The sequence below is a fragment of the Thalassotalea ganghwensis genome (assembly GCF_053485795.1).
The window spans coordinates 1-17,570 of sequence record NZ_JBQRUM010000009.1 but is presented as its reverse complement, the minus strand read 5'-3'; the positions used below and the strand labels follow the sequence as shown (position 1 = coordinate 17,570).

15 protein-coding genes are annotated in these 17,570 nt (G+C 39.9%); 4 read left to right on the top strand and 11 right to left on the bottom strand.

Features of this window, described 5'->3' with window-relative positions:
* Window positions 1-173 precede the first annotated feature (173 nt).
* On the bottom strand, window positions 174-1,433 hold the full coding sequence (locus ACSLUH_RS10660; RefSeq protein ID WP_448566778.1) for a multifunctional CCA addition/repair protein: 1,260 nt from the start codon (window positions 1,431-1,433) through the stop codon (window positions 174-176).
* 130 nt (window positions 1,434-1,563) lie between these two features.
* On the opposite strand from ACSLUH_RS10660, the gene ACSLUH_RS10655 reads away from it, so the two are divergent.
* On the top strand, window positions 1,564-3,240 hold the full coding sequence (locus ACSLUH_RS10655) for an AAA family ATPase (protein ID WP_448566776.1): 1,677 nt from the start codon (window positions 1,564-1,566) through the stop codon (window positions 3,238-3,240).
* On the opposite strand, the gene ACSLUH_RS10650 is transcribed toward ACSLUH_RS10655, so the two are convergent.
* The 10 genes from ACSLUH_RS10650 to ACSLUH_RS10605 all read right to left on the bottom strand — a co-directional run bounded on the left by ACSLUH_RS10650 (window position 3,237) and on the right by ACSLUH_RS10605 (window position 13,955).
* Window positions 3,237-4,472: a cyclic di-GMP phosphodiesterase gene (locus ACSLUH_RS10650; protein ID WP_448566774.1), complete on the bottom strand. Its 1,236-nt coding sequence runs from the start codon at window positions 4,470-4,472 to the stop codon at window positions 3,237-3,239. The two genes, ACSLUH_RS10655 and ACSLUH_RS10650, sit on opposite strands and share 4 nt — an antisense overlap.
* Before the next feature lie 66 nt (window positions 4,473-4,538).
* On the bottom strand, window positions 4,539-5,135 hold the full coding sequence (gene leuD, locus ACSLUH_RS10645; RefSeq protein WP_448566772.1) for a 3-isopropylmalate dehydratase small subunit: 597 nt from the start codon (window positions 5,133-5,135) through the stop codon (window positions 4,539-4,541).
* 9 nt (window positions 5,136-5,144) lie between these two features.
* Window positions 5,145-6,545, bottom strand: coding sequence for a 3-isopropylmalate dehydratase large subunit (gene leuC, locus ACSLUH_RS10640; protein ID WP_448566770.1), 1,401 nt, complete (start codon window positions 6,543-6,545; stop codon window positions 5,145-5,147).
* Window positions 6,546-7,652, bottom strand: coding sequence for a 3-isopropylmalate dehydrogenase (gene leuB, locus ACSLUH_RS10635; RefSeq protein WP_448566768.1), 1,107 nt, complete (start codon window positions 7,650-7,652; stop codon window positions 6,546-6,548).
* 17 nt (window positions 7,653-7,669) lie between these two features.
* Window positions 7,670-9,220, bottom strand: coding sequence for a 2-isopropylmalate synthase (gene leuA, locus ACSLUH_RS10630; protein ID WP_448566766.1), 1,551 nt, complete (start codon window positions 9,218-9,220; stop codon window positions 7,670-7,672).
* 303 nt (window positions 9,221-9,523) lie between these two features.
* Window positions 9,524-10,564 (bottom strand): CDP-glycerol glycerophosphotransferase family protein, encoded by a 1,041-nt coding sequence (locus tag ACSLUH_RS10625; protein WP_448566764.1) that lies wholly within the window; start codon window positions 10,562-10,564, stop codon window positions 9,524-9,526.
* A 15-nt stretch (window positions 10,565-10,579) separates the two neighbouring features.
* On the bottom strand, window positions 10,580-11,179 hold the full coding sequence (locus tag ACSLUH_RS10620; protein ID WP_448566762.1) for an SDR family NAD(P)-dependent oxidoreductase: 600 nt from the start codon (window positions 11,177-11,179) through the stop codon (window positions 10,580-10,582).
* On the bottom strand, window positions 11,176-11,625 hold the full coding sequence (locus ACSLUH_RS10615; RefSeq protein WP_448566760.1) for an FAD synthase family protein: 450 nt from the start codon (window positions 11,623-11,625) through the stop codon (window positions 11,176-11,178). The genes ACSLUH_RS10620 and ACSLUH_RS10615 overlap by 4 nt, the downstream gene beginning before the upstream one ends.
* A 46-nt stretch (window positions 11,626-11,671) precedes the next feature.
* Window positions 11,672-13,102 carry a capsule assembly Wzi family protein gene (locus ACSLUH_RS10610; protein WP_448566758.1) on the bottom strand — a complete coding sequence of 477 codons (1,431 nt, stop codon included), beginning with the start codon at window positions 13,100-13,102 and terminating at the stop codon, window positions 11,672-11,674.
* 253 nt (window positions 13,103-13,355) lie between these two features.
* A complete protein-coding gene (locus ACSLUH_RS10605) occupies window positions 13,356-13,955 on the bottom strand; it encodes a TIGR04211 family SH3 domain-containing protein (protein WP_448566756.1) in 600 nt (199 codons plus the stop codon).
* Between the two features lie 252 nt (window positions 13,956-14,207).
* Between ACSLUH_RS10605 and ACSLUH_RS10600 the strand changes: the two genes are divergently transcribed.
* From ACSLUH_RS10600 to ACSLUH_RS10590, 3 genes are all read left to right on the top strand, one after another.
* Window positions 14,208-15,707, top strand: coding sequence for a CYTH and CHAD domain-containing protein (locus ACSLUH_RS10600; protein ID WP_448566754.1), 1,500 nt, complete (start codon window positions 14,208-14,210; stop codon window positions 15,705-15,707).
* Window positions 15,708-15,892: 185 nt separating this feature from the next.
* Complete coding sequence (locus ACSLUH_RS10595; protein WP_448566752.1) at window positions 15,893-17,107, top strand: hypothetical protein; 1,215 nt, start codon at window positions 15,893-15,895, stop codon at window positions 17,105-17,107.
* Between the two features lie 11 nt (window positions 17,108-17,118).
* Window positions 17,119-17,535, top strand: a complete 417-nt coding sequence (locus ACSLUH_RS10590) for a type 2 periplasmic-binding domain-containing protein (RefSeq protein WP_448566750.1) — start codon at window positions 17,119-17,121, stop codon at window positions 17,533-17,535.
* The last annotated feature ends 35 nt before the right edge of the window (window positions 17,536-17,570 follow it).

The following is a 17,570-nucleotide window of genomic DNA, read 5'->3' as shown; positions in this document are numbered from 1 at the left end:
ATTACAACAGCCAAAATAGTAACAAGTTTTTTTTTTAATTTTCCAGTGCAAAGCATCCAAAAAAGAGTTAGATATATGGTTAGTTATTGTTTTTATTGGTGTATTCTTGTTGTTGTATTTATATTGTGAATATATTGTTTAGCGTTGTTGTGTAAATTTGTTGATATTTTAAGCTAGGTTGATAGATGTGATTGCTTAATAGCGCTCATAACTAACACACGTTTTTCATCTATCGCGAGTTTTATTTCAGCACCTTTTAAACCTTGTTCGACAAATGGCTTAGCATTTATTTTTAAACAGGCTTGGAAGAGACTCTTTAAATAACTGGCTTGTGGGTAAGGCTCTTTTTCGTTGCCCAAACGACCATTAAAATCGGCTTGGCAACACAGTAAAAAGCTATCAAGTATCAGAGGATCTCGCCATACGTTAAGCTTGTTAAACATCCTTAGAATTGTTTTTGGGTTGAGTTCAAAGGCTTTATGGCCATGAAGGTGAAATTCACTGACAATACGAGCTAAGCGTTGATAACTTTTAGGAACTCGGTATTGCTGGCAAAACTGGTCTATTAGCGGTAATCCAGCTTTTTCATGGCCATGGTGGCTAGGCCATTTTTCAGCTGGGGTTACCGATTTACCTAAATCATGGCACAGCGCAGCAAACCTTATTTCTGCGCTTTTAGATAAGGTGACTGCTTGTTGTAATACCATCATGGTATGAACGCCGCTACAGATTTCAGGGTGCCATTTAGCCGGGTTTGGAATTCCCCACAATTGATTGAGTGCTGGCCATAATGTTGCTAGGGCACCACAATTTTGCAGTACTTCAATAAAAACTTCTGGATTGTCTTCTTTTAGAGATTTTTCAAACTCTTGCCAAATGCGTTCTCCAGATAAGTGACCCAGCTCACCACTATCAACTACTTCCTTCATTAACGCTAATGTTTCCGGCGCAATCGTAAAGCCTAAATAATGATATCTTGCAGCAAAGCGAGCAACCCGCAGCACGCGTAAAGGATCTTCGACAAACGCTGGGGAAACGTGCCTTAATATTCTATTGTTAATATCTTGCTGGCCATTATATGGGTCAACTAACTCTCCAGTTTCAGATAAGGCCATGGCATTAACGGTTAAATCTCGACGGATGAGGTCTTGCTCTAATGAGACATCTGGAGACGCGTGACAGACAAAGCCTTGGTAGCCAACCCCTTGTTTTTTTTCCGTTCGAGCGAGGGCATATTCTGCTTTGGTTTGAGGATGAAGGAATACCGGAAAATCTTTGCCTACTTGGCTAAAACCCATAGCAAGCATTTGCTCAGGCGTTGCGCCAACCACCACGTAATCTTTTTCAATGACTTTTCGACCGAGCAACTGGTCTCTAACTGCACCACCCACTAAAAAAACGGTGAGATTATCGGTCTTATCAGATTCAACCATAGATTTAACGAAATACAAGGTAATGGAATTTGCGTTAGCTTAACATATTCCAATGTTTACTGGGCAAGCACTTTGACATCCGTTGCATAACAGGGTAGCTTTTAGGCGTTATTTTTAGCTGAACGATATTATGTACACGACATTTTTTGGTTTATCGGAAGAACCATTCACTATTGCGCCAAACCCTGCCTACTTATTTATGAGTGATCGCCATCGCGAGGCACTTGCACATTTAACCTATGGATTAGGAAGCTACGGTGGTTTTGTCTTATTAACGGGAGAAGTTGGTACAGGAAAGACCACGATATGTCGCAGCGTGATGGAGCAGCTGTCCGATGATACTCAGGCGGTATTTATACTTAATCCTACGCTATCAAGCCTAGAGCTATTGGCAACGATTTGTGATGGCTTAAAAATCCGCTATAAGAAAACCGGTATTACCGTTAATTATCTGATGGATAAAATTCAAGATAAGCTGATTAAAAACCATCAACATAATATTAATACCTTATTGGTGATTGATGAAGCACAGCACCTACAGGCCGAAGTGTTAGAGCAGCTCAGATTATTAACTAACTTAGAAACTAACACTAAAAAATTGCTACAGGTCATTTTGATTGGTCAGCCAGAGTTGCAAACTTTACTACAGCGTCGTGACTTACGGCAACTTGCTCAGCGAATTACTGCTCGTTATCACTTATTAGCGTTAACAAAAACTGAATTAAGCCAGTATATTTCTCATCGGCTGTCGGTGGCGCAATGTACGCGCGCCTTATTCGACAAAGGGGCTATTTCACTGATACATCAAATATCTAATGGTATACCACGGGTTGTCAATTTACTCTGTCAGCAAGCATTGCTAATTGCTTATGGGCAAAATCAAACAACAATCAATAAAAAGATTGTCATAGAAGCAGCAGAGCGCGCGTTAGGTGAACAGGGCAAAGTAACTAGCTTTTGGCTGCAAACCCCAATGAGAGTTTTCTATGCAGGTATCGCAATGTCAGTAATGTTGGCTCTAGGATATACGCTGGCAACCTATACGCAAACATCATCCCTAGCGAAGGTAAAACAAAGTGATACTGGCAACACATTGCAAGGCTCAGCTCAAGAGCCAGTAATAACCGATCTCCCCCCAAGCAACCAAGATAGTGATAGTGCTCAAACGCATGCGCCCTCATTAGATGCTAAGATTCAAGCTCATGGCGCTTTGACTACCGAGGAAATAACCAGCCAAACGTTTGCTCAACGTGATCTTGATAATAAAAAACCTGTTAATGAGTCAGTGATTGATAACGTAAAAGAACCCTACAGCGATGATAAAAACGATATAAAGCTGAATACTAACGATACAGAAGAGCACGTTGCAAAACAGCCAAAAGTGCTAGGTTATCAACCAGATAAAGTAAAAATCGTACAGCGGGATGATAAAAAGGATGGATACGAAATCGTGCCTGTTGATGGCGTATCAGATGAGTTATTAGCTCGCTTTAAAGCAGCGATCAATGAAACTACCCCGCAAGAAGAGCAATTAGGTGCAGAACCAGAATTCGTTAATGAAACAACAACTTCAGTGAAGCCATTATCAGCCTTACCGTTATCATTGAGACAAGCATTACCAGAGTTAACCTTTGAAATGCATATTTACGCCAGCGATGGTCAAGGTTGGGTTCGAGTGAATGGTGAAGATAAATATCAAGGTGATATGTTATCGAACGAATTGGAACTAACCTCTATTTTACCGCAAAGTCTGGTATTGACCTTTCGTGGCGAGCGTTTTTCTGTTCCTGCGCTTAGCTCAATTTAATCAATGAAAGCCGCCTTGAAAAAATTCATGAGATTGATATTAAACTCTTCGGGTTGAATACAACGATCAATTTGATCTTTATATTTAGACTTTGAAAGATTTATCTCTTCTATCGGAATCGCCTGATTTAGGCGGGTGTTATAAAATACACGAACATAAGGGCGTAAGGGTGAGCTTGGGTTAAGCTGACTAATAATCCCTAATTTACCACTATTGAGTTTAACTAAGGTACCAACCGGATAAACACCAATACATTGAATAAACTTTTCTACTAAATCTTCATCATATAAAACGGGAGATTCTGCAACTAAAGTTTTAAAAGCTGATATTGGTGGTACAGGCTTTTTAAATGGGCGCTCCCCGGTCATTTTTTCATAGGTATCTACAATAGCGATCATACGGCCAAACTTAGATATATCGTTTTCTTTGACCCCTTTAGGAAAGCCGCTACCATCAAGGCGTTCATGATGCTCGGCTATCATTCGTGCTGCAATATGAGAAATACTTGGAGAGTCTTCTAATACTTTCAAACCTAGCGCAACGTGACTCTGCCATATCTTTTCTTCTTTTTCATTCAGGTGACCACGTTTATTAAGGATCTCATCAGGCAAAAGCACTTTGCCAATATCGTGCAAAAAAGCGCCCAAGGTAACTTCTTGAACGATACGTTTTTCAAACCCTAGATGCCGTGCAAACATCGACATTAAAATAGCGACATTAATCGAGTGTTCAAGCAAAAAGGCATCTTTGGTTTGAATGCGAGATAAACAGCTTAACGCGTCTTGATTTCTAAAAATTGATTCGACCAGCTTATCGGTGGTTTGCTCAATAGCCTCCATCTGCATGTCTTGTCCTTGACGAATACGATCGAGTACTCGGCCATGCAGCGACTTTGCTTTTTCATAAAGACCTTTTGCTTTCTTTAACTCTTCATCAATGGAAATGGTGCGTTGGGGGACCGCTTTAGGTACACTTTTCTTTTTGGGTGGTGTCGTTTGAATATCCGCAAAGACGCGGTCAATTTGCTCTACTTTTTTTTCTTTGCTGGGGTCAACAGTTACTTCAATTACATTGGCATTGACCAGTTGTTTGACACTGGCTTGCCTAGAGATATAGCCTTCAGCTTTAATGTGATGCTTATCGCTAGTGGTAACCGAAATCACGTACATACCAAGTTTTAATTGTTTTAATGGGATGGTTTGGTATTGCGTCGTTCTCTCATTTGTCGACATAGTACATCAATCTCACAGTATTAAAGCGATTAGTGCTGAGCCCTAATCGCTTTAATTTAGAGCTCGCTACTGCCACGCGGGCATTTTTGCCTCAAACGCTTCTATTTTATCTAATTTATTTAATGTCCAACCAACACTGTCAATACCTTGCTCTAAACAGTATTGATGAAAATCGTTTAATGAAAACTGAAAACTTTTAGCACCAGTTGTTATTGTGTTGCCTAGCAAGTCGATGTTTAAGTGTAGTTCGCCAGCTTTAGTCATGTCAAATAACTGGTTGATTTCATTATCAGATAATCTGATTGGTAGTACACCGATATTAATACAATTGGCATAAAAGATATCGGCAAAGCTTGGCGCTATTATCACTTTAAAACCATATTCTTGTAATGCCCACGGCGCATGTTCACGACTCGAACCACAACCAAAGTTTTCACGTGCTAATAAAATGCTGGCACCTTGATATTCTGGTTTGTTTAAAATGAAATCAGGATTGTCTTGATTTCCGTCAGCATCTAGATAACGCCAGTCATGAAATAAGTGCTGACCAAAGCCTACCCGTTCCGTTTTTTGCAGAAATTGCTTTGGAATGATCTGATCGGTATCGACATTTGCCGCATCTAATGGCACGACTTTACCTAAATGAGTTGTAAATTTTTCCATGAGAGTTCCTTAAGCGTTTATGTCGACAAAATGACCTGCAATGGCTGCAGCTGCAGCCATTTCAGGACTCACTAAATGAGTACGGCTGCCTCTGCCTTGACGGCCTTCAAAGTTTCTATTGCTTGTTGATGCACAGCGATCGCCAGGGCTTAACCTGTCGTCATTCATCCCAAGACACATTGAACAGCCGGGTAAGCGCCATTCAAAACCTGCATCAGTAAAAATTTTTGCTAAACCTTCTTGTTCCGCTTGTTCTTTGACGCGATAAGACCCTGGTACAACAATCGCTGTTACATCATTAGAGACTTTTTTACCTTTGGCGATCGCTGCAGCTGCTCTTAAGTCCTCAATTCTAGAGTTGGTGCAAGAGCCAATAAAAACATTATTAATTTTGATGTCGGTAATTTTTGTACCAGCTTCTAAGCCCATATAAGCTAATGCTTTAGCGCAAGACTCTTTCTCTACTGGGTCAGTAAAATCATCAGGTGATGGTACGACAGCGTCTATTGCTGTCACTTGACCTGGTGTCGTGCCCCAAGTCACTTGTGCTTTAATCTCTTTTGCATCTAAAGTTAGTACGGCATCAAAGTGAGCATCAGGGTCACTTTTTAGCTGTTGCCAATCATCAATTGCTTGTTGCCATAGCTCACCTTTTGGTGTGTATTCTCGACCTTCAAGGTAATCGAAAGTTGTTTTATCTGGGGCAATTAAACCCGCTTTGGCGCCAAATTCGATACTCATGTTACATATGGTCATTCGCTCTTCCATACTTAACGCTGTAATGGCGTCCCCGCAATACTCAACCACGTAACCGGTTGCGCCGGCACTGCCAGTTTTACCGATGATAGCTAAAATAATATCTTTAGCGCTGATGCCTTTTCCTACATTACCATTAACTTCAATTTTCATGGTTTTCGCTTTGGTTTGACGTAAGGTTTGTGTAGCAAAAACATGCTCTACTTCAGATGTCCCTATACCAAATGCCAATGCGCCAAAAGCGCCGTGGGTTGCAGTGTGAGAGTCGCCACAAACAATAATCGTTCCTGGTAATGTTAATCCTAGTTCAGGCCCCATAACATGGACAATACCTTGATTTTTATGACCCATGCCAAAAAGTTTGATACCAAATTCATTGCAGTTCTTTTCTAGCGTGCGCAATTGATTGGCAGCTCCTTCGCCCGCGGCATTGATCTCTATAGAACGAGTCGAAATATTATGATCCATGGTCGCGATGGTGCGTTCGGGGTGTCTTAGTTTACGGTTATGGAAACGCAGGTTAGCGAAAGCTTGCGGCGAAGTTACTTCATGGATCAAATGGCGATCGACATATAATAGTGGTGTTTCACCTGCTTTTTCTTCGACGACGTGTCTTTGCCATAACTTTTCATATAAGGTCGTTGCACTGGTCATTTATTTAGCTTCCTTTACGTTATGTGTATCTATGTAGTGGCAAATATAATCACCAACTTCTTGTGTGCTTTTTGCAAGGTGTTGTTGCTCTTTAGGCAATAAATCAGCAGTTAAAATGTGATTATCCATCGCATCACTTACTGCTTGTTCTATTAGCTGTGCCGCTTGTTCTTGATTTAAGCTATAGCGCAGCATTAATGCCGCAGATAGTATTTGAGCGATAGGGTTGGCTATTCCTTGGCCAGCAATATCTGGTGCGCTACCACCAGCAGGTTCATACATACCAAAACCTTCGCTATTTAAACTTGCTGAAGGTAATAACCCCATCGAACCTGTGATCATTGCGCAAATATCCGATAGTATATCGCCAAACAGATTTGGGCATAACATGACATCAAATTGATTCGGATCACGGACTAATTGCATGGCGGCATTATCAACATATAGATGCTCGTAAACAACCTCAGGGTATTCACTGGCGACTTCATCAACAACTTGTCGCCACAATTGACTCGTTGCCAAGACATTGGCTTTATCAACAGAGGTAACTTTGTTGTTACGTTTTTGGGCAGCTTGGAAGGCTAGGTGGGTAATTCGTTTGATCTCTCGTCTAGAATAAAACATTGAGTCGAAACCTGTTTCATCATCACCTTCTCCTTTTCGCCCTTTGGGTTCGCCAAAGTAGATATCACCGGTTAACTCACGAATTACCAAGACATCAAAACCGCCTTGGGCAATATCACTTCGCAAGGTTGATAAACTGGCTAATGCTGGCTGCAGGGTAGCTGGTCTCATATTGCAAAATAAATCAAAGTGTCCTCTTAAACCAAGTAAAGCGCAGCGTTCTGGTTGTTCTGTTGGTGGTAAATTTGCCCATTTCGGTCCGCCGACCGAACCAAATAAAATGGCATCAGCTTGTTCGCATCCTGTTAAAGTTTCTTGTGGAAGCGCATGACCGTGACGATCAATTGCGGCACCGCCAACATCGTAATCTTTAGTGCTAATATCGATATCAAACTTGTTGGCAACGGCACTCAGCACCCGCTTTGCTTGAGTCATTACCTCTGGGCCGATGCCGTCTCCGGCTAAAACTGCTATTGTTGACATGAATGGTTTCCTTAAAATTATTGATTACTTGCTGCGCGCGCTTCTTTGATTTCGGCGATAGCTTGTGCGCGTTGAATACTATTTAATGTGTGAACTAATGCTTGCCCTGAAGCCTCGATAACGTCAGTTGCTAAACCGTAGCCATGAAAGTTTCTACCTTGCCATGTAACGACTAGGTCAGCTTTACCTAAGCCATCCTCACCTGCACCTCGGTTTGATATTTTGTAATCGGCAACTTTGAAATCGATATCGACGGCTTTCTTAATTGCTCGATATAACGCATCAACAGGGCCATTACCGGTGGCAGACGTAATTTGGTGACAATCACCTGATAACAGCTTGATACTGGCAGTTGCAAACTCTCCACCCGATTGCACATTGATGGTTTCTAAATGAAAATGCTCTTTTTCACCTTGTTGTTGAATGTTAAATAGTAAGGCCTCTAAGTCATCATCGAAGACTTGTCCCTTTTTATCAGCCAAGGCTAAAAAATCTTTGTATAGCGTTTCTAAGTTATAGTCGCTTTCCTTATAACCAAGACTTTCCATCCGATGTTTGATGACATGGCGGCCACTACGAGAGGTTAGGTTTAACTTAGTTTTTGCGATTCCAACACTTTCAGGTGTCATGATTTCATAGGTGTTGCTGGCTTTTAACATACCATCTTGGTGAATGCCTGATGAATGACTGAATGCATTGCTTCCGACAATCGCTTTATTAGGTTGCACTGGCATATTACACAATTGACTGACAAGCTTTGATGTGCGTGCTATCTCTTGATGATTGATATTGGTGTGAACACCTAACAACTGTTGGCGAGTTTTAATGATCATTGCAATTTCTTCCAATGAACAATTGCCGGCCCGTTCGCCAATACCGTTGACCGTGCATTCGATTTGACGTGCACCTGCTTGAACAGCTGACATCGAATTAGCGACAGCTAAACCTAGATCATTGTGGCAATGAACAGAAATAATCGCTTTATCAATGTTAGGAACGCGATTAAATAATTGACTAATAATGCCACTAAACTCATTTGGTAAGGTATAGCCAACGGTATCAGGGATATTAACGGTCGTTGCGCCTGCGTCTATTGCTTTTTCCACCATACGACATAAATTATCAATTGGCGTGCGACCGGCATCTTCACAACTAAATTCGACATCATCGGTAAATTGACGTGCGTATTTAATCGCATGAATCGCCATTGCTTCAACATCAGCAAAATCTTTACGTAATTTTTGCTGAACATGAACATCTGAAGTCGATATAAAGGTGTGGATGCGAAACTGATTAGCAACAGACAAGGCATCAGCACAGGCCTTGATATCGGCTTCAACGGCGCGAGCTAAACCACAAACTATCGAGTTTTTTACTGTTCGAGCGATTTGTTGAACCGAATCGAAGTCTCCGGGTGAGGATACTGGAAAGCCAGCTTCGATGATATCAACACCTAATCGCTCTATCGCTTGTGCGATCTGTAGTTTTTCATGCACTGATAGACTTGCGGTTAACGCTTGTTCACCATCACGTAATGTCGTATCAAAAACAATCACTTGGTTATCCATAAACTTGTCCTTTACGTTAACGCCAATAAACTTTAGGTATAAAAAAACCCGCGTCTATTGGCGCGGGTTTTGGTATTAAAATATTAAATTACAGCAATAAAAACCTATCCGCGCACCTTTAATGCGAGGAGGAGGAGGTTAATAATTTTTGCTGAAATTTGTTTAATCATTGTCTAATAGCTTTGTGCTAGGTGACATATTAATAACGCACTTTTAAGTTTTGTGTCAATTAAAACCTAAATAATAATATTGTATACATCATAGTGCTTAATTATATAGCAAGGTATTTGAATTTATTTTTAGCTAAAACTGCCAGTAACCTAACTTTTTACGTAACTTAAAGTTGCGGAATAAGTTTAATGGAATTGTTTTTTTTGCATTTTTCCCGTTAAGTATTCGCTGTTCTACGGCATCTAAAATTCTTGCTGAGGAGCCGCCGTCTGTATAGGGATGAAGGCTTTTCGCATACTCTTTAATTGCGTCGAGCAAATGGTCGCTGGGAGAAAAGGCTTTTTCAATAGCTAAAGGCAACTGCTCGGCATTGGAAATATTTATGAGGTAATCACCGGGCTCTCGGTTATTTAAAGCGATGACAGGTTTATCTAATAGTGAAAATTCACCAATTACGGAAGACGTATCGGATATCATCACATCTGCACTTTGTAATACCGGATTCAGATCCGCTGTTTCGATAACTTTGCAGTTTGCGCTGGATAACGTTTGATATTTATCTATCCACTCTTTTGCCATTTTAGGGTGAAACTTAAACAACCAATTATAGCGCTGCTCTTTTACTAACGCGGATATTGTTTCAAATAACGCTGGCGCCGATGTTAATGCAGGAGAGAATGTGGGGGCATAAAGTATAACTTGTTTCTCTTTATCAAAGTATTTAATTGCTTTAGCATTAAACAAGTTATCAAGTTTCGGCCATCCAGTTTCGACCACGTCGAAATATTGATGCTGCTTAGCAAGCTGTTCAAATCGCTTGGTTGTTGCACTGCCATGTGTGCAATAGAGATCAAAATAATCTCGAATGATAAAATGTCCTTTTTTCTTCCATTCTAAACCGTGAAAAACTTGGACTTTTAACCCAGGAATAAAGCGCGGTATTTCGTTTCCTGGCACAAAACTGGCGTGTGGTGAATACGCTACCACGTCTTTGATATTTTCAAGAGCAACTTCGTCAGGTTTGAGCAACGCGGGGTTAACTTCTTTACCAGTGATAAACCATTTTACCTGATCACCTCTTGTAAGAATTTCTTGCTGGAGGGGTCTGAGAATCTCGTACGAATAATTTTGATTGATATAGAAAAGATAGCGCTTACTTTGTGAATTTAGCATATAAACTGTTTGCCCTTATGGGTTAAGGTGAAACTCGTTTTTACGTATAAATAATACGTCCCCTGAGTTGAACTCCCCAGCTAAAACTTTAATGACATAATTAGATAATGATTCACACGGCATTGCATTATCATTAGACAAGTCAAAATAATTACGAAATTTTGTATTGATTGCACCTGGACATAGACAATAAACATCGAAGCCATCATTTGCGAAAGCTTTTGAAATCGTTACTACGCCGGCTTTAGAAGCGCAGTATGATGACCAGTCCGGATAGGCATTATATGCAGCGGTCGAAGAAATATTAATGATGATAGCTTTTGGGTTTTTATGTAATACCGCTTTGGTTGTTAGGTAAGTCCCGATTAAATTAACATTAATATCATTAATCCACTTCTCTGGGTCAGATGATAAAATACGTTCAGGATGAATGCAGCCAGCATTATTTATCAAAATATCACAATCTTGATTTTTAAAGTAGTGTTCAACACTACTTATATCACACACATCAAGCTCAGACCTATTCGGGGTGATAATTTGGTATTGTTCAGCATGATTGCTTTTAAAGTGTTGGGCCCAATCTCCAGCTCCACCCGTAATGATTATTTTTTTCATTTTTGAATCACATCTGGATTATCGTGAACATCTACGTTTTCGATTAACGCATTATATTGTTTTGCAATTTTAGATTTTAGATTCGAACTACTTACTCCTGCACCATAAGGAAAATAAAATACTTTCACCCCTAAATCTCTTAGATAATCATATTTGCCCTTCCAGTCATCTCCAACAACAAAAATATCGATATTTAAGTCTTTCACACGTTCAGTATGTTCTAATGAGCGTTGCGGTATAACAACATCTGGATATTTAAGTGCGCTTACAATAGCGATGCGCTCTTCAAAAGGAATTGTCGGGGGGTTCTTATATGAACAAACGAGTTCATCGGTGCTGACGCCAACGATCAATGTATCACCTAAACCTGCACCATACTCAATCATTTTCAAGTGGTTTCGATGGAATAAATCAAAAGTACCCGAAACATAAACGACTGTGCTCATATAGAGTTCCTTATAGTTCTTCTCACATTACCTGACTTGCAGTAACTTATAGATTAACTTCAACGTTGAAATGTATATTAACGCTATTATCATCTTTCGTCATATTTTTATAGGCGGAGCGGCTAATGTCTCCTCCTAAACTAAAGCGCCAATTTTTGTAGCTATGTTGTACTTTGCCAGAGAGCATATACATTTTTTCTGCAATGCTCGTCAATGGGTTGCCAATAAGTGGATTCGTTGGAGATTTATCTGAGTCGTCATTATTGAGCGTTAACTTTCTTGCTTTTACAATCAGTTGAGTATTGATTGATAAATGACTAATGGCTCCAATTACGAGGGTATAGGCATCATTGTCGTATAAGCTTCCAATAGTTCTTTGCTGATAGCGCATACCCGTTTGATAGGTATGGTGCTCGTAGTAACAGTTGCCATTGACAATATTGTCTTTATCAGTACAGTCAGCAAACGTGTCAATGTACTCGGCAAACACTGTTGTTGGAGCTCCCATTAGATTTAACTGGATATCGGCACCAGCTTGCACTTGCGGTTCAGTAATAATGCTTGATGAATTATTCTTAGAACTGCCATCTTCGGCAAAATATTGTCCGTAAAGAGCAAATGGTGTTCCAAAAAGGGTATTTGAATAGCGCAGGTCATAACCGGCTTGTTGGTTTCCTGGTTCAAGGATCCTATTTTCGCCACAATCTAAACCTGCACGGCCACTATTACCGCAGTTATCTTTGCCGATTAATAGCTTCCAGAACGTTGAACCATTTTGTAATCGACCTTCGCCGCCCCACTGAGCAAGGCGTGTTAAACCAACTTCTAAGTTATCAAAAGGTTTGAAGTTAACGCGCATTCCCCATAAGAGGGTGTCTTTAACGATACGATTATCATCCATTTTTGCCATAAACGTAGTTACGGTCCATGGAACATCGATATCGGTAAATGGTATGTTGAATGCCTGCGCTGATTTTCGAGTTAACGATAAAGCGCTCATTGGTCTGGCGTTGTTGGTTAGGCTTAAATTACTGTCCCAACCTTGTCCCCACCAACGATCTTGCTTGCCAAATGTTATGACCCAATTCCCTAAAAATCCTGATAAATAGCTTCCTTCAAAATGACGTTTGTCACCTGGAAGATCAGAGTTGCTATAGTTGGTTCTTACTTTAAAAGCCCATGATTGGCCGAGGTAACTCTTGCTAAGACTAATATTGTTTTTGCCTCTAAAGGCGTCGCCAAAACTGGTAAAGCGTTTATCTTTTGCTGCGGCATTCAATTCCAGAGTCACTAGATTGTTCTGAGCAAGTTTAAGCTGATGATTGACATAGTAATAGGCTTCTTGTAGCGCAGGCGTAAGCTCTGTGTGATTAACTTCTTTTAAAGCACTAGCAATATCTATCCACATAATCGGATAGGTTGTCACAGGTGTTTTAATAATCCCTGCATCCGCTAGTTTTTGAATATGGGCTTTCAAAAAGATGTTAGACGTATCTACCCATGGTTCAGAGTGAACGTTTTTTGGTAAAAGGAGGGACAAACACCAGGTCAAGAAAGCGTATTTAATCAAACTATGAATGTTGGTGAGCACAGGAAACTTCCGGGTTAAGCTAGCTTTATGTTGATATTACCATTACATAAATGGGTGAATATTGAAAAGCGCGCCAAATTGGTAGCGCGCTTTTCAGATGTAATGATGACATTATATCGAGGTCATCGACTGATTGGAACTATCTCCAGCTATCCATTGAAGATTTTTTACGGCCAGTCAGATGAGGTAAAATTAGCCCAACAAGTAAACCAATACCCAGTACTATTGCACCATTAAAAAACCATTCTTTCTTTAAGTCAGTGTCCTGGTTTTTAATTTGTAACTTAGTGGCCGCTAATTCCTGATTAGCGACTTCGATTTTACCTTCTAGCAACTTGCTTTCCTGGTTTAATCGATCGATCTCGCCATTCGCCTGATTTAATTGTCTAACCAAATCTTCATTGTTGGCGTTGCTATTATTTAGTTGCTCGGTTAATGCAGCTAATTCCGTTCTAAGGCCTGGTTTATTATTTATATAGCGATTTTCAACCCAAGCTTCTCGAGACTTGGGGTCGATAATCTGGGTGTAATCGTTTTCTTCTTTTCCGGTGAGTTTTATTTCCTCTCCGGCATTGATACTGCCCAATATCCGATAGTTATTACCTGGGCCTGCGTGCATGTAGACAAACAAGTCGTCAGAGATATAACCAGTGGCTAAGTCCTCCGAAGCTTGTTCAGCACTCACAAAGGTACTTCCTGCGACCAATAGCCCAACGAGTAAGCTTTTCAGTATTTTCATTGCTTAACCAAATTCTTCATGATTGATTTTATTAAAAATAGTAGGGTTTTGTCCGCAGGGAATCAAGCTAAGTTTTCGCAAAATCAGGATTTTGTGATAAAAAGAACACTAAAATCTGTTGCCATGTTGAATTTGCTTTTGTATCGTTTGGTTTTATTTCAAATTGGAACGGCATGACTAGCTGGGTTTAGATCAATTACATCTGAATCATATCGAGTTTTATCGCTTAGCTAGGTATTTTGATGTGGCATTATGGCAACAGAAATTGAGTTAAAGTATCTTGTTGATGAACAAGATGTCGATAGTAAAATTACTTCCCTTTTAACGAGTCGTCACTTCCAGTTTTCTCAATCGGTCAACTCGCTTAGCAATTGTTACTTTGATACGCCTGATTTACAGTTACGCCAAAAAGATATTGGCTTGCGGGTTCGTCAAATTAATGAGGCTCGAGAGCAGACTATCAAAATGGCAGGGAAAGTGCTTGCCGGTTTGCACCAACGACCAGAATTTAATGTAGCGATCTCTGATAATTTTCCCAATTTAAGCTTGTTTCCGAAGGATATTTGGTCAGAACAAGATAATGTTGAGGAGCTGCAGTCTAATTTGATGGGGTTGTTTAGAACTGATTTCACGCGCCATGCATGGTTAGTTGATATTAATGATAGTCAAGTTGAGTTAGTCTTCGACAAAGGCGAAATAAGTGTTGAGGATCGGCTGACGAAAATTAGCGAAATAGAAATAGAGCTTATCAAAGGTGACGTCAATGATCTTTTCATTCTTGCGACGCATTTATTTAAAACGTTAGCGTTAAGGCCTGGCATTGATAGTAAAGCCGCACGAGGCTATCGCTTGTTCCATAACTTAACATCCTCAACAAGTGAAGTTAAGTTGGAGCAAATTATTACCAGTAAGCAAACCATTAATGACAACTTTATTGAGGGGGTCAGTGATTGCTTGCAGAAACTTCAATTAGCTATTGCTCGCTACATTGAGCAGCCAACCCTGATTGATTTATCGCATGTGCTTGAGATTTTAGTAACCTTGCGTCATGGTTGTTGGTTGTTTGATGTATATGTGCAAGACGAAGTTCGCGATTTAAGAGATGAGTTAAGTTACTTTATTCAGTTATTTGCTTGGGTTGACGGCGCGATAAATTTAGAAGAGTTAATGAATAAAACCGGTAACTACCGTAAAAAACTGGAAAAAAGTGAACAGCTTATCGAATTGTTACGCCTTGAAAATAAACGTGTTCCTGATCCTGAGCATGTTATTGAGTTACTACAAAGTGAACGATTTAATTTATTACAGTTGTCATTGTTAAAAATGGTTATCGTTGAACCTCAGCAATACTTTACCGTCATAGCTGAAGATATAAATTATCGCCAGTTAGCGATTGAAAAGCTAAATGGTAGTTTGAATGAGCTGTTAGCAGCACTTCCGGACAAAAAACTGACCATAGCGCAATTTTTAGCGGTGAGAAAACTGCTTCGTAGAAGTTTACTTACAGGGGCATGGTTTAGTTGTTTGTTTGAGCAATCTTTACGAGATTTATTTAGAGCGCCTTGGTTAGATATTCTCCAAGGTTTGAGTGAGCTGCAAAGTTTAGCAATTATTCATCAACAATTAGCATTGGTGGAGCAGCCGTCACAAAAGTTAATTGATTGGCAAGAAAGTAAGCTAGAGAATTTAATTCACGCGTTAGAGCACAGCTTATTAATTGCTAAACAGCAAACGCCTTATTGGCAAGTTTAGAAACACTTTATATCGTTATTTGTTTCTAAATTGTTTCTAATAAAAATTTTATCTTTCTATTCTAATTCAATAGTTTATGATTAACCTACTTTTAATGTGGATTAGTCGTTTGTTATTTGCAAAATAACTGATTGAATCCTATATATTAAAAGAACCTTAAAAAATAACTATTGGGAAGCACCTCTATGAGTATGAGAAACAAATTTGCTCATTGTTTATCTGTTTTGGTCGTTCCGCTTGCGTTAGTAAGTACAAAAGGATTTTCAGGAGACGTTCAAATTAGTGGATTTGGCACAGTGACAATGGCATCGACACTAGATTCTGATAAACAATCGGGTTTTTATAACAACGATTTACAGTTTAAGCCAGAATCTTTGGCAGGCGTACAGTTGTACAGTGATATTAGCAATAACGTCTCAGCGACCATCCAAATTACCGCTAGGGGGATGTCTGATTTTGACGCAAAAATTGAGTGGGTCTATTTGAATTATCTAATCGACCGAAACTGGAGCGTTAAAATTGGGAAATTTAGAACCCCTTTTTATGATTTAAGTGAAAGTTTAGATATTAGCTACGCTTATCATTGGGTTCGCCCACCTCAATCAGTGTATATTCCATTGTTTAACAACATGGAAGGTATGAGTGCCACTTACAATAGTACCATCGGTGAAGCAGATTCTAACCTACAAATGTTCTACGGTACCTTGCATGAGCAAAGTCCCGCTGGTCCGGTAGATATAGACTACATGGCTGGCTTTTCTTGGCGCTATCAGCAAGATTGGTTTAGCATGCGCCTATCTTACTTCAAATCTAAGGTAACGATTCCACCGGTTTTTGCGGGTAATGTTTTTGCTCTATTACCTCCTTCTTCAACACCAGGTGGTGCGCCTCAACCGCCTATGGATCCTAACATGCCACCACCGCCTCAAGTAAGCCCACTGGTAGCTGATGCGATCATCCCTGAAGGCGATAATGCAACCAACGCGGGTATTGCGTTGAAAGCAGAGTTTGATGATTGGATGCTCATGGGGGAATACGTGATTAATGAGATGGATGATAGTATCTTTACTAACCCTACGGCCTATTATGTCTCTTTTGTCTACTTCTGGGGGGATTTCCAGCCTCACATTACCTATGAAGTGTTTGACGCTGAGCCACGTTATGAAATATTGGATTTAGTCAATGATATGGATCCAGTAAAACCGCTACTCTCTAATGTAATAGCTGGCACAGATGAAGATAAGAAAACCTATACAATTGGTATTAAGTATAACATTAATCATGCGTCTTCATTTAAGTTAGATTATTCATACACAGACCACAAAATTGAAGCTCCAGATCCGATTCGACCAAGAATGGATTCAGGTGTGTTAAGTGCTTCAGTTAGTTTTGTATTCTAAGGGGAAGGGTTATGTTAATTAAAAAATTAATTTTGGTTATGCTCCTTGGAATTGTCTCGACTGTAGCAAAAGCAAATATTGCGGTAATTGTAAATCCCGCATTTTCAGAAGCCATAGATCAAAGCTATATCAAGCGTATCTTTCTTGGTAAAGAGCAATTATTGCCAAGTGGCAACAAGGTGTCGGTATTAGAAATTGATAATGAAGAACCTTTGTATGCAACGTTTTGTGAATTGGTTGTTGATAAGCGACCCGATCGGTACAAAGCTTATATGGCAAAAAAAATCTTTACTGGTAAGGCGGCTCCTTTAAAAAGAGTTGGCTCCACTAAAGAAATGAAAGAGATTGTTGCTTCGAGCACCGATTTTATCGGGTATATACCAGCATCTGAAGTTGATGATACGGTTAAGGTGTTACATACCTTTTAGTATTGAATTAATTTGATTTGAAAAGCGAGCGATAG

What these genes read in the sequence shown, in the direction of transcription:
- ACSLUH_RS10660 (WP_448566778.1), bottom strand. Translation starts at nt 1,433, where the DNA reads ATGGTTGAATCTGATAAGACCGATAATCTCACCGTTTTTTTAGTGGGT.
- ACSLUH_RS10655 (WP_448566776.1), top strand. Translation starts at nt 1,564, where the DNA reads ATGTACACGACATTTTTTGGTTTATCGGAAGAACCATTCACTATTGCG.
- ACSLUH_RS10650 (WP_448566774.1), bottom strand. Translation starts at nt 4,472, where the DNA reads ATGTCGACAAATGAGAGAACGACGCAATACCAAACCATCCCATTAAAA.
- leuD (WP_448566772.1), bottom strand. Translation starts at nt 5,135, where the DNA reads ATGGAAAAATTTACAACTCATTTAGGTAAAGTCGTGCCATTAGATGCG.
- leuC (WP_448566770.1), bottom strand. Translation starts at nt 6,545, where the DNA reads ATGACCAGTGCAACGACCTTATATGAAAAGTTATGGCAAAGACACGTC.
- leuB (WP_448566768.1), bottom strand. Translation starts at nt 7,652, where the DNA reads ATGTCAACAATAGCAGTTTTAGCCGGAGACGGCATCGGCCCAGAGGTA.
- leuA (WP_448566766.1), bottom strand. Translation starts at nt 9,220, where the DNA reads ATGGATAACCAAGTGATTGTTTTTGATACGACATTACGTGATGGTGAA.
- ACSLUH_RS10625 (WP_448566764.1), bottom strand. Translation starts at nt 10,564, where the DNA reads ATGCTAAATTCACAAAGTAAGCGCTATCTTTTCTATATCAATCAAAAT.
- ACSLUH_RS10620 (WP_448566762.1), bottom strand. Translation starts at nt 11,179, where the DNA reads ATGAAAAAAATAATCATTACGGGTGGAGCTGGAGATTGGGCCCAACAC.
- ACSLUH_RS10615 (WP_448566760.1), bottom strand. Translation starts at nt 11,625, where the DNA reads ATGAGCACAGTCGTTTATGTTTCGGGTACTTTTGATTTATTCCATCGA.
- ACSLUH_RS10605 (WP_448566756.1), bottom strand. Translation starts at nt 13,955, where the DNA reads ATGAAAATACTGAAAAGCTTACTCGTTGGGCTATTGGTCGCAGGAAGT.
- ACSLUH_RS10600 (WP_448566754.1), top strand. Translation starts at nt 14,208, where the DNA reads ATGGCAACAGAAATTGAGTTAAAGTATCTTGTTGATGAACAAGATGTC.
- ACSLUH_RS10595 (WP_448566752.1), top strand. Translation starts at nt 15,893, where the DNA reads ATGAGTATGAGAAACAAATTTGCTCATTGTTTATCTGTTTTGGTCGTT.
- ACSLUH_RS10590 (WP_448566750.1), top strand. Translation starts at nt 17,119, where the DNA reads ATGTTAATTAAAAAATTAATTTTGGTTATGCTCCTTGGAATTGTCTCG.